Consider the following 13,303-nt stretch of genomic DNA (forward strand, 5'->3'; position numbering starts at 1 on the left):
CTAACGCTCCACCCAATTAATCAATTAATAATGCCCAATCATCAACATTTTACGGGCGCGCAAAAGTAGCAAACGAAATTTATTTGTTTAATTACAATTTTGGTTTTAAAGTTGTTTACGCTTATGAGAAAAACAATATTGATAATAGACGATGATACCCGCAACATCTTCGCACTATCGGCGGTATTGAGGGCTAAACACTTTGACTGTATCACTGCAACATCGGCACCCGAAGGCATTGCTCTATTGCGCAGCAACCAGCAGATAACAGCGGTGCTGATGGATATAATGATGCCGGACATGGATGGCTATGAAGCTATTAAGATTATCAAAAACGATGTAGCTATTGCTTCTGTTCCGGTAATTGCAGTAACAGCCAAGGCTATGCAGGGCGATGAGACAAAAATACTGGACGAAGGCGCCGATGCATATATCTCCAAGCCGGTAGATGTAGATAAGTTGCTAAAGGTATTGTCGCAATTTTAAAACGGAAGCGTGTGGAAGCAACGATGATAAGCGACGAGCAGATTGAATTATTGTTAAATGATGTGCTGGAGTTGTATGGATATGATTTTACCAATTACACCAAAGCTTCTATTAAACGACGCATCAACCGCATACTGGCGGTGGACCGTTTTCCGAGCTTTGCGGAGCTGCGCTACCGGCTGCGCAACGATAAAACCTACCTCAACCGTTTTGTGGAAGCGATTAGCGTAAACGTTACCGAAATGTTTCGGGACCCGCAGTTTTTCAGGATACTGAAGGAAAAGGTATTGCCGCATTTAGCCACCTATCCTTATATCCGCATCTGGCATGCCGGCTGCTCTACCGGTGAAGAAGTGTACTCTATGGCCATATTGCTTAAAGAAGCTAACCTGCTACATAAGTCGCTGCTGTATGCTACCGATATCAACCAGGAAGTACTGGAAAAAGCAAGACAGGGCGTATTCTCTCTGAGTAATATGAAGCAATATTCCGAAAACTATATTCTCAGCGGCGGCATAAAAGCTTTTTCCGATTATTACATCACTACCAACGGTCATGTAAAGTTTAATGAGGAACTGCGCCGCAAAATTATATTTGCCATGCACAACCTTGTATCTGACAGGTCATTCAATGAGTTTCAACTGATATTATGCCGCAATGTGCTTATTTATTTTGATAAACACCTGCAAGACCGGGCGATCGGTTTGTTTGATGAAAGCCTTGAAACACTGGGTTATTTAGCGTTGGGCGCCAAAGAAACACTACGGTTTGCACCGATAGAAAAGAATTATAAACAAATTGACGGGAAGGAAAAAATATGGCGCAAGATGAAATAAAAAAGGTGTTTGTTATAGGCGGCTCGTCGGGTAGTTTTGATGTACTGCTGTACCTGTTGGCACGCCTGCAACCACTGGATGCTGCAGCTATCGTCATTGTGCTGCACCGGAAAAGCGGGTACGATACAGCGCTCATAGAAGTATTTTCCTATCGTACGGGTATCACGGTAAAAGAAGTGGATGAAAAAGAACCGATGCTGCCTGGTTTCATTTATGTGGCGCCCGCCAATTATCATTTGCTGATAGAAAAAGATTATACATTTTCGCTCGATGTTTCGGAAAGAATCAATTACAGCCGACCGAGCATAGATGTGTGTTTTGAAACAGCCGCCGAAGCTTTTGGGCAAAAGTTATTTGGTATTTTATTATCAGGTTCCAATATTGATGGCACGCATGGACTGGAGACCATCCGGCAGTTTGGCGGAACTACCATTGTACAAAATCCACAAACGGCTGAGTCGCCTTTTATGCCGCAGCAAGCCATTAATAATGGCGCAGCAGATTACGTCCTGGAGCCGGAAGGGATTGCCAGGTTTATCAATGGTGAGTAGTGAATAATGTCTTTTCTGTTCACCGGGTGTGGAAAAGGAGTAAATGGAGGTTTCGCTGAGTTTAGTCTATCTCCGCGTAAACGCTGCGTTCTCTGCTCTCTGCACTGGAACAGCTCCGGATGAAATAACAATAGAATCATTTTATAAAATAATCCACCATGATGCGTTTAGTTATAGGTTGTATTCTCTCCTTTTTCTTTTTAGAAGCCAGTTCGCAAGGTCTGTATATGCCGCGTAATATCAAACAGGCTTACCTCCGTGAAACCAGATCAGTTACAGGCAGGCCGGGTGATAAATACTGGCAAAATTATGGACGGTACAATATCAGCATTACGGCGCAGCCACCCAGCCGTACTATCCGGGGCACAGAGCAGATTGTGTATTTCAACCGCAGCACCGATACACTGCAATATTTAGTGATACGCATTATCCCCAATATACACCGGCCGGGAGCAGTGCGGTATACCCCCGCCGATTCGAACTATCTTACTTCGGGCGTGCATATAGATTCGTTTGCCATTAATGGCGCACTGCAAACCTGGGAAGAAGATTATTACCATAATACCGTTTATCCGGTAAAGCTGCCCGCCGCATTGCATCCCGGCGACTCAGTACATCTGGATGTTGCCTGGCATTACGATGTATCGCTTAAAAGCGGCCGCGAAGGCATGCTGGATTCTACTACTTTTTATATTGCCTATTTCTATCCGCGCGTATCGGTGTATGATGATTATAACGGTTGGGATGATGTGGAATTTGTGGATTACCAGGAATTTTATAACGATTTTAATGATTATACCCTTAGTGTAACGGTGCCTAAAAACTACATCGTATGGGCTACAGGCACCTTGCAAAATGCCGATGCCGTACTGCAACCGCTTTATAACAAACGCCTGCAGGCATCCATGACCTCTGATTCTGTTATTCATATTGCCACACTGCAGGAGCTTCTCAGTAAAAAGGTGACTGCACAGAATAAGCTGAACACCTGGCGCTGGACTGCCGACAACATTACCGATGTAACCGTTGCCATCAGCGATCATTATGTGTGGGATGCTTCGAGCGTGGTGGTGGACGATGCCACCCACCGCCGTGCCAGTATGCAGGCTGCGTACAACGATACAGCGCAGGATTTTCGTCACATGGTGGAATTTGGCAAACATGCGCTTAGCTGGTTCTCGCACCACTGGCCGGGCGTGCCGTATCCTTATCCCAAAATGACTGCCGTGCAAGGCTATGCCGACATGGAATACCCGATGATGATTAACGACAGCCATACGCCTAACCCTGATTTTACTCGCTTTGTGGCAGAGCACGAGATTGCGCATACCTATTTTCCATTTTACATGGGCATCAACGAAACGCGGTACCCGTTTATGGATGAAGGCTGGGCAACCACTTTGGAGTATTTAATAGGCATAGCTGATGTGGGGAAAGACCGTGCAGATGACCTGTACAAAAACTTCCGTATTGTAAACTGGATATACGATCTTTCGGATGAGGAAGACCTGCCCATTATTACACCAGCTAATGTTTTGCGTGGCAGTGGTTATGGCAATAATGCTTATGGCAAGCCGTCGCTGGCTTATTTAGCTCTAAAAGATATGCTGGGCGATGATGTCTTCCGCAAATGCCTGCACGAATATATGGACCGCTGGCATGGCAAGCACCCTATCCCCTGGGATTTCTTTTTTACATTTAATGATGTATCGGGTAATAACTTAAACTGGTTTTGGAACAATTGGTTCTTTAGCAATGGCTATATTGATATTGCAGTGCAAAATGTAGTGCACAACGCAAACGATAATACCATTTTCGTACAAAATACCGGCGGCTTTCCCGTACCGTTTGATGTGCGGATCCGCTATACCGATGGTTCGACCGACAGCCTGCACCAGACTGCGACTACCTGGAGTGCCAACCAAAAAGCGGCTGCCGTTATCGTGCCTGGCAATAAAACCATCCAGGCCATCCGGCTGGACAACGGTATTTTTATGGATGCGGATGAACGGAATAATACCTGGAAGAGCAAATAGGAGAATGCCATCAGGTTCAGATAACGTTTTGCCTGCGTGCGGATTAACAGGCGTCTCAGGTGGTAATAGTCAGCCCTTTATAACAGCTTTAGCAATAAAATGGAAATGACCTGTTATTCCCGTACTTCTTTATAATGCATTATAATGCATTCATTCAAGTTATTATGGAGATGACAGATGGCCATTGACAGCAAGAGGAAGGGCTTACAGGAGTGTATAATCTGTATCTGTAATTTTACGGTATGTGCACTGTCTTGTAATGAACATCCACAGCTTAATAACCAGTTGGTATAAACTCTTGTTATAGCAAAAAGGTCTGGTAAGTACCAGACCTTTTTGGGTAACTACGCTACCTTTTCTTAAGCCATTGCTGCAGATAAAACGATATGATACAGCTTACCGCAGCACTGATTGCCGTGAGTAAAACCGTATGCAAGATACTGCTACCTGCATTCATAGCCTTGTAAAAACCGGTGAGCGTACCTGCGATTGCGGATATAAGCGTTATACTGCCTGGGCTTGCTTGTGTTTGCATGATATTGGATTTTATATTGAACCATGAACCGTTAAAACCGCCACTCTTAAGTACAAAACACCGGGCTGCACCAACCTGCCTGCCGGCAAACAGGAAATAACACAACCCTGGTGTTCCTTTCTTTTCCCGGCGATTTAGCTGTTTGTATCTTAATCCATTTACATATACTGCCAGCTAAAATGTTTACGCCCCGGCAGATGGTGCTTATGCACAATATCCGTTATACCAACCAGTGAGGCGCTACCGGGTTGGGCAGTAGTTTAACGATATTAGCTGACAGTGTACTAAACAGGCTCCTTACGGGGCTTAGCGCAGGCTGTTAAACCGGCGCATCTACTTTTATCAGGCTGCAGGCATTGTACGTACCGTTGTTAAGCGGATACATCTTGCCATTGACCTGTTGTAAAAATTCGATACCAAACACAAGGAATAAGGGATACGTGCTGTTGCCGGGCAATGCGCAAGTGAGCGACATATCAGCGATTGCCGTATTGCCATACACCATTTCTGCGGTTACGGCAGTATCCACTTCATAGCTTTCGTTTTCGAAATCAATTGCTGCCGCGCCCGAGAACAATCTGAAATGCGTAGTGCCAGTTGGAGCAGTTACCATATTGAGCGGGACAAAGCCGGGAACAGTGACCGTTGCCGCGCCCGAAGACCGCACTAATGATGCCGTGAAAGGTGCATACAGCGTTGCAGACAGGCGTGCGTTGCGGTTGAACTCAAATCCTTCGAGCAACAGCGCTTCGCCATCAATCACATTGCGCAGTCCACGATCGTTTACGTCATCTGCCTGCACTACTTTCAGCATTTGCGTTGTCAGCCGGCTAACAATCAATTGATCTTTTGATTTGATGAGTGCCGCACGAAAAGCGGTCCGGAGCAATTTCGCTCCTTTACCAGCCCTGGAAAACTCGGCCATGTTTTCGCGAGTCCGTTGAAAGGCAGGATCGGTAGCTATTTTGTCTGCCGCAATGCCACCTTTACTTCTTACCAGAAAGCCCTCTTTTGATTTGAAAAAAGTGAGGTTACCAATTGTTCCTTCGATGGGCAGTATGCCCGTTTGTTTTGCCATGATGATTCTTTTTTTGGATTTTAAAAATGTTTATTCCGTGTCGCTCACACGATCCACGCGTATGATGTGTGATTGACAGGACAAACTTAATAAGCGACAACAGGCAAGAACAGTTGCAGCGGTTACAGTACCCCTGCAACATGGTTGAAAGATAAGCTGTTATAATACATATTTGAATAAAATACAGTTGATATGGGTGTTGAATGACAATAACCCGCGGCTGCGTTTCGGGGACAGGTAGTCCAGATGGATCTGGCACTGTAAAGGCAATGTGTTAATAGTAAAATAGGGTTGGACGGATAGGTTGGTGTAGGTATTACAGCCGTATTGCAGGCGTGAGGCTGCTGCTAAGGAGCTTATCTTATTGGCAGAGTGAATAAAGTATTAAATTTATGGAATGTAGTATTATACACGTACTTAGTGTACACAATTAATTATATATGTTTATAATAAAATAAATCTATTTTGATGCTGAGACTGTAAGTTCTTTTGAGTATCATTTTTATAATAGTTCTCACTCTTACTTTTTTCTCTTGAAAGAAAAAAGTAACAAAAAAGTTCAAGGACAACCCGATTGCTCCGCGCGTTTGTCCCGCCTTCGCCTCCACTTACCCTAAAATGGGTTTCTGTTTTTGGGTGAATAGTTTGGACAGCAATGACCTTATGAACACCAATGTATTTTCTCTCCTAAGAATTGGAATTAATTTAAGTTAGGGCTACCTACAAATAATCCTCTAACAGGTCGTATCTTATCATCCAAATGCTGGGAATTTATACTACAGCTATTTGAGTAATGATGCATTAATCACAATCCAGTTAATATTTTTTGAGCTGGGTGAGCATTTGGAGGAGGTATTCTTTGACTATGGTGATGGCAGCCTGATCGGGGGAGTAATATTTAGCACGCAAGCTGTCGGGAGAAATGGTATCCACTTTGGCTGTTTTCAGGGAAACTGCAAACATTTTCAGTAATTCTGCCTGATTGCTGTGCTGAATAATTTTGCTGTCCACCAGTAAACGCGACATGACCGCCAGCTGATTGACGGATAATCCGGTTAATATTTTTCCTCTTGCAGCAGCAGCTACCGGCATGAACGGCGCTGTGTTATCGGGAACCTGCAGTTTTTTATTAATATCATTCAATTCGCCCCTTATTGCGCTACAAAGCCAAGCCTTTACCGGCGGCTGGTTGCTATGCATGGGATTACATACATCATACAACTGCTCATATTTCTTAAGATAAAAGGTCCATTGGTCTGCTTTTTCCTTCAGGCTCTCTTTAGCTGCGGTTTCCTGTACCAGGCTGTTCATCAGGTAATTCAGAAACTCCCAATCATTAAAATTTTGCTGCATCAAACAGGTGATGATTGCCTCCTGCGGGTGCGCCGTAGAATTTTTTGCCACTTCCTGCAGTGAAGCTACCAATGCCTGCAGATAAGCCGCCTGCCCATACGTAAAACCGGCGGGCGGGGAAAAATTGATGAAAGCCCTTACGGGTTTTAAGGCCATCGCCACCAGCACAGGGTCGGCTGCCGTTTGAAGGAGTGCGGTTTCCAGTACCGGTAACTGATTACCGAGATTAACCTGGTATTGCGATAGCATAATAGCCGGCAACCTGCACTGTGTACCAAAATACGCCGGATAATACTGCTGCAGGTATTCTAAAAATTCCAACAACATGTTATCCAACGCATCATACAACCGCTGAAGCATTGATCTTACAGCAGCATCGGGTACTATACTATCCAGCATACACCGGTGGCTAACAATTGTATTTAGCAAGCTAATACCGGCTACCTGCGTAGTTTGTACCGTTATTTTTAACGCTTTCGCATCCTTAGCAGCGGTGCACTGCTGCAGGAAATAGAAATGGAATGCTTTTGACTTGTGTTTGGCCTGCTGCAGCAGTTGCGAATAAGGACATGCTGCTGCGGAACAGGTAATAAACTGATCGGGATGCACACCATCAACAATAAACTGGTGCATTGCCTCTAATCGCCAGGGCATAGGGATACCGGATTTTAATAATAACTACTTTTACAAAGTAAGCGGGCTCATTTACGACTACCCCTGACCAGGCTTATCCCAGGCTTTGGGTAGGCTTTACCTACGCTTTACTATGCAGTAAAATTAAATCCAAAATGGAACACCAAATAATAAAATACGCATAAATTAAATTAATAATCCATTAATAAGCGCTACACCGGCCGGCCAAAAACCGGATTCTGCTACTTCCCAATTCGTAACAATTCCAAAGCAGCGCAGGCGACGATAGTACAACATGGTCCAACGCTTAAGCGTTAGATAAAAAATCCTATTTGACCGTAAAAAATATTGATATTTACTATTACCGGACAGTGTGGGTGTGGGCACCGGAAAATTGCAACGCCTGATGCAAGCTGTCTTTATGAACAAGGAAAACTCCCTCAAATAAGCTACAGTAGTAGCCGGACAAAAAAGAATTTTGCTGAATTGCAAGATAGCTACGATGTTACTATATTTTATTTTCCTGCATCATCGCTTTCAAGAAATGTAATCAATGCCTAAAATCATCATCTCTGACATCAACTGTTTTATCATTCTGGCAAATACTAGAGAACCGGAGCTTTTACATTAAGTGTAAGGGCAAATCACCAATAGCACCTTACATAGCAACGGAATATGGTGACTTATTGCCGGAATTGATTGAGATTGCGATTGTGCTGGACAAGAATAAACTGTGACTTCTGAAATACTAATTTACTATTTTTTTAATACTAAAACCGCTTCGCCGCATAACCTTGAAAATGATGGAAAGAACTTCAACAACTTGCTATCAACTGACCTCAAAACTCTTAATAAGAATTTATTACTAATATACTTTTTAAATATATATAGTAGTGAGAAGTTTTCTATAACAACTTCCTGGAAGTGTTTATTTAATTTTTCTGAGATTAATTTTTTGTGTAAGATTACCTCACCGCGTTCATCACTTTTATGACTTTTCAAGGCTGTCAACCTTCGTCCAATCTGATAAAAGATGTTATCATGCCCCCAGTTTTCTGCAAAAATGGCTTTCCCGTCTTTTTTTAAAATTCTGTTTATTTCTGCAGGTACATTTTGATATAATATTACGTGGTGCAATGCTTCAAATCCAATAACATAATCAAAAAAAGAATCGGGATAGGATAACTTCTCGGCATCCATAACTTTGAAGTCAATTTTTTGATTATTAACAGCAGCTTTAAAATTTGCAACTTCGATAGCATTTTTTGAAATATCAAATCCGTAAATTTCAGCTCCAAACTGAGATAAATAAACTGCTAAATCTCCTCTTCCGCAACAGTAATCCAGCACCTTTTTTCCCCTAATATCATTTTTTAAAAGCTTTGAAACAGCTTGGTTGAATAACACACCTCGACTATTTCCCCCCTTTTCCTTAGCTGTTAAGAACCTTGCTTCAAACAATGCCTTATCGGTCCTATGCGCAGCCTCGTTTAAAACTGTATTTCCGTATTTATTATTTTGAAACAGAATTTCATTCTCTTTCATATCATTTAATGCTAAACCTGTGCTTTTCATGACATTAATTTATTTATTAGCTTTAGTTAAGATGATAACAATTAAATTATAACTCTTAGTAAAAATAAATAGGGAAGTAATCTACAGTCATGATAAAGTGATTAGCCTTATCACTTTCTTAAGCAATCCGTTTAAACTTAATCACATGTCATTCCTATCTCTGGAAAATAAAAGCAATTTATAAAAAGCAAGTTAATACAAAAGATAATACATAGCAGTGGAAAATGACTAAGAAGGAAAAGATAAAACAATTTTATATTTAACACATTAATACAACACAACTTATTACAGATATAAAAGCTACTATATTAGGGTCTATTTAAATATATTTGCATATGTTATAATGTTATTACACAGTGCCGGTAGTTACCATCTTATTTTACCGCTCAGCTATAACTGCCAGGATGATCTGTGTTATATCATCTTCATTTAAGTGGATTAAGATATTGCTCCTGCAAACCAAAACATGCCATAGGAGCAATATAAATTTGTAAAATGCTGGTAAATATTTTATTTTCCGTACGAGACCACACCCAAACTATTGCAACTTATAATAAACAAGCTATCCAATACTGCTATAAGTAATTAACACCACAGGATCTTTTATACTTGATTCTAAATTCCTAGCCAATTGTAGGTAAGTATCATCTTTATAGTGCCTGCTTGCCTCTATAAGCATTTCATATATAGTTTCCGTATCATATTTAGCAATTTGCTTATATTCCCACTTTTTATTTCCTAACGCATAAGGCAACAACCAGTCAAACGCCTTTTTAAGACTTTTACCATCTGGGGTGGTATAATGCCATAAATCTATATCTAACTTATCTGCAAGCGTTGCTAATTTAAACCATGCTTCAAGATTGAAAGTACTATACGACAATGCCTTAGTACGTGTTAACTCAAAGTGTTGTTTTCCTTCATTATCAAATTGCTCTTCTATTCGCTTCAGTGACGTTTTTATGTAATCCTTAGCAAAATCGTCTTTATTAATAAATAGAGCATAAGAAACTATTTGAGCATCGTACCAAGTGCCGTGATTAGTTTTACTGTTGTGTTCTTCTTTACCATTAGTGCTGGTTTGCATCCAGTTCAGAAAATCTTCAAACCATTGTTTTAAAGCTTTATCGTCGGTTTCTGTCCATGAAGATGAATTTTCTATTAATGTAACAGCATCGAGCATGTCTATAAATGCAGAAGTTTCAATCAAACCTGCACCTCTGCCAGATTTCACTCCCGGAATAAACTGGGCATAATTAAGATTGGGATTCATTCGCGTAGCTGTATCTATAAACCAACCGCGCAATAATTCTGTAGCCTTGGTAGCGTACTTTTCATCGTTAGTAAAATAATATGCAAATCCAAGAAGCTTTACCGATCGTACTAACTTATTTTTTAATGTTTCATCTGAAATCTTTTTAATTTCAGGGTTAATTCTTCCATCTTTTCTTATGTAAGCACTGTTAGTACCAGGCTTTGTAGAATCGGGCCAGTAGTATGGAGCTAAACTTAAATAATCATGTCTATCACCACTGGGAGGTACAAAACCCTTGGAGGTTACAGATAGCACGTGCAAGTTCAGTACAATATTGGCCTGCTTTACTAAATTATCCAATATTGCCTTTGCATCGCTGTTTCCATCCTGCACTTTATTCTTGATATTTTCCAAACTTGTTTTATTCACAATTTGAAAAGATGAATTTTGAGCATCTACCGATTTAAGAAAAAGAAATATAGAAAATGCTAATAATGTAAATAATTGATGTTTTTTCATAGAAAGAAATATAAAGAGGATTCGATTAATCACTTTTACAATTGCCAGTAAACTACCTATACCAGAATGCAACTATTTTGCCACAGAAGTAGCATTCGGGTCTATTATCATATCATTATTGCTTATACTCAACAATTAGCAACCTTGAATTACAACCCACTCAGTTGTTATCTTCAGTTCTCAAAGCATTATTGACTTTTAATAGATATAAAGGTTAAATCGTATTGGAATTGTAAAGGAATATTAGCATTTCTATTACTCTACTGTTTGGCTTTAAGGAGATTTTGCCTTATATCTCCTGCCAGAGTTTTCATTCTCTTTACTATAGAGTTGTTATTGTTAAATTTGTTGCCATGCCCAATTATAGCACCTATATCGTTGATCAAACCTGTCATTTTTTCGAAAGTAGTTAAGGGTACTTGTTTAGTAGCTACTTGTACTTCATACGAAAAGAGCTTGAGTGTATTGAAAGCTATTTCTTCTATTCTTTTAACCTCCCGATTATTTAATTCATTCTTCCACTTATTAAAATTATTACTAATTATTCTCTCACCGTAGTTTATTTTCCCCTCAATACGTTCTTGAAGATGCAACTGGTAGTTTAACATATTTGATGACCATTCGATATTTAAAAACTCACATATCTTTTTTGAAAAGAATTCAACATCAGATACAAAATCTTCGTAGCGCAATATACTATATTGATCTTCAGGTAGTTTTTGTAGCATTTGGTAAGCTTTACTCATCCTTGCCTGCCACTTATGAGCACACAATAAATAATCCTTTCCCCATTTCCTTTTCCAGGATAAGGAGACATCTCGAATATCCCTTACAACAATTATAAGCTTACATTTCGGAAAAATTTTTAACAGATTATCAATATTTTCACTATTCTGAGGGGTCTTATTGCCCCAAATACTAACACCTTCTGATGTAAACCAGCTATGTAGAACATGTTGAATGCTAACAGGATATTGATAGGAGGAATAATTTATATTTTTTAAATTGTTCCATCTATCCATTTTTTTCATTAAATCTCGAAATACTTCAATACCATTCAGGTCATTAAATGTGGTATCTGCTGAATATCCATACTTGTATAAATAGTATATAAAAGGCATTTCACCTGAGATATCTATTTTGGGGTGAGCGTTTAGAATGTTTTTAGTTAAATCTGTACCGCCGCTCGGGAAACCACATACAAATAAGGGCGACTGTTCTACTGACATATTTTTGAATTAAAGCCGCTAATTAAAGCGAAATATTTTAAAAACGGGTTTTTAAGTGATATGATGATTCATCGTATTAATAAAATTGTGCTTGAGATTATATACTGAGATGTTGTAATAAATAAAATATTTATACTTGTTGGTATCAATATTGGCTGGTGCAAAGCATGAGTTTTATTATACAAGGAGGCTATTTAACTAATTTGCTTTTTAGCCGTAAGATTTACGTTTATTTTACAATTAAAGCAAAAATTTTGTAGCTGTTTGCCTCATACACCTACATTTTTATCTTGTTTTTTTCCAAGTAATTACTAAAATAATCAATTCTTTAGGCAAGCATTGAATTTTACGTTTTTCAAGACTATACATTTGCACAAATTTTCCCGGCATATCATGAGATATTTCCTTAATACAATATCATTAGTTTACCTATTTATTTTATTCTTGAGTTTAACTTCATGTAGTACTAACAAAAACGTTACTTATTTTAAAGATTTTGCTGATACTGCAAAAAAAACTTCTGTATTGCTTGCTAATTTCAATTACCCACGTATACAGACAGACGATATTCTGAATATTACCATACAAACAATAGATCCGACAACTAATACGTTATTAAATGCTCCCAATACTTTTACGCCTGCTGCAATTGCCGGAAGTATAAATAGTGGTGGTCAGCAATCGGCAGTTCCCGGATATTTGGTGGATCAGAATGGCGAAATCGAACTTCCTTTTACCGGAAAAGTAAAGGTGATTGGGTTGACAACCGTTGAGGCAAAGGAGTTAATAAGGCAAAAAATGGTTGCTTACGTAAAAGAACCTATTGTAAATGTAAAGTTTGCGAATTTTAAAGTCACTGTAATTGGTGAGGTAACCAGGCCAGGCACCTATATTATACCTAATGAAAAAGTAAGCATCTTAGATGCTCTTGGCCTTGCAGGTGATTTGACAATTTATGGCAAAAGAGAAAACATCTTATTGTTAAGAGATACCATCAATAACGTAAAAAACTTGGTGCATTTGGATCTAAACTCAAAAGATGTCATTAGTTCACCATACTACTATCTCCAGTCAAATGATGTAATTTATGTTGAGCCAAATAAGGCTAAAATAAATAACTCTGACGCTACGCGTAACAGAAACATTACACTTATTGCCTCGGGACTCTCTGTACTTATTGTTTTATTTTCCCGCGTAAAATTTTAAATATCCTTTTA

General features: G+C 39.6%; 11 protein-coding genes. 5 read left to right on the plus strand and 6 right to left on the minus strand.

The window, feature by feature from the left end; genetic code table 11:
* Positions 1-123 precede the first annotated feature (123 nt).
* From FC093_RS13915 to FC093_RS13930, 4 genes are all read left to right on the plus strand, one after another.
* On the plus strand, positions 124-486 hold the full coding sequence (locus FC093_RS13915; protein WP_137262407.1) for a response regulator: 363 nt from the start codon (positions 124-126) through the stop codon (positions 484-486).
* An 11-nt stretch (positions 487-497) separates the two neighbouring features.
* Complete coding sequence (locus tag FC093_RS13920) at positions 498-1,322, plus strand: CheR family methyltransferase (RefSeq protein WP_240743307.1); 825 nt, start codon at positions 498-500, stop codon at positions 1,320-1,322.
* Positions 1,304-1,873 carry a chemotaxis protein CheB gene (locus FC093_RS13925; RefSeq protein WP_137262408.1) on the plus strand — a complete coding sequence of 190 codons (570 nt, stop codon included), beginning with the start codon at positions 1,304-1,306 and terminating at the stop codon, positions 1,871-1,873. Before FC093_RS13920 ends, FC093_RS13925 begins: the two co-directional genes overlap by 19 nt.
* Before the next feature lie 158 nt (positions 1,874-2,031).
* A complete protein-coding gene (locus tag FC093_RS13930) occupies positions 2,032-3,909 on the plus strand; it encodes a M1 family metallopeptidase (protein WP_137262409.1) in 1,878 nt (625 codons plus the stop codon).
* Between the two features lie 349 nt (positions 3,910-4,258).
* Here FC093_RS13930 and FC093_RS13935 read toward each other — a convergent pair whose 3' ends face one another.
* From FC093_RS13935 to FC093_RS13960, 6 genes are all read right to left on the minus strand, one after another.
* Entirely contained in the window at positions 4,259-4,444 is a 186-nt protein-coding gene (locus FC093_RS13935) for a hypothetical protein (RefSeq protein ID WP_137262410.1), read from the minus strand.
* A gap of 319 nt (positions 4,445-4,763) precedes the next feature.
* Complete coding sequence (locus tag FC093_RS13940; RefSeq protein ID WP_137262411.1) at positions 4,764-5,522, minus strand: hypothetical protein; 759 nt, start codon at positions 5,520-5,522, stop codon at positions 4,764-4,766.
* Positions 5,523-6,338: 816 nt separating this feature from the next.
* Positions 6,339-7,529, minus strand: coding sequence for a hypothetical protein (locus tag FC093_RS13945; RefSeq protein ID WP_137262412.1), 1,191 nt, complete (start codon positions 7,527-7,529; stop codon positions 6,339-6,341).
* 735 nt (positions 7,530-8,264) lie between these two features.
* Positions 8,265-9,083, minus strand: coding sequence for a class I SAM-dependent methyltransferase (locus FC093_RS13950; RefSeq protein WP_137262413.1), 819 nt, complete (start codon positions 9,081-9,083; stop codon positions 8,265-8,267).
* 562 nt (positions 9,084-9,645) lie between these two features.
* Positions 9,646-10,857, minus strand: a complete 1,212-nt coding sequence (locus FC093_RS13955; RefSeq protein ID WP_137262414.1) for an alginate lyase family protein — start codon at positions 10,855-10,857, stop codon at positions 9,646-9,648.
* Positions 10,858-11,117: 260 nt separating this feature from the next.
* On the minus strand, positions 11,118-12,086 hold the full coding sequence (locus tag FC093_RS13960; RefSeq protein ID WP_137262415.1) for a sulfotransferase family protein: 969 nt from the start codon (positions 12,084-12,086) through the stop codon (positions 11,118-11,120).
* A gap of 393 nt (positions 12,087-12,479) precedes the next feature.
* Between FC093_RS13960 and FC093_RS13965 the strand changes: the two genes are divergently transcribed.
* Entirely contained in the window at positions 12,480-13,292 is an 813-nt protein-coding gene (locus FC093_RS13965) for a polysaccharide biosynthesis/export family protein (RefSeq protein ID WP_137262416.1), read from the plus strand.
* Positions 13,293-13,303 lie beyond the last annotated feature (11 nt).

This window comes from Ilyomonas limi (assembly GCF_005233845.1).
GTDB lineage: Bacteria > Bacteroidota > Bacteroidia > Chitinophagales > Chitinophagaceae > Ilyomonas > Ilyomonas limi.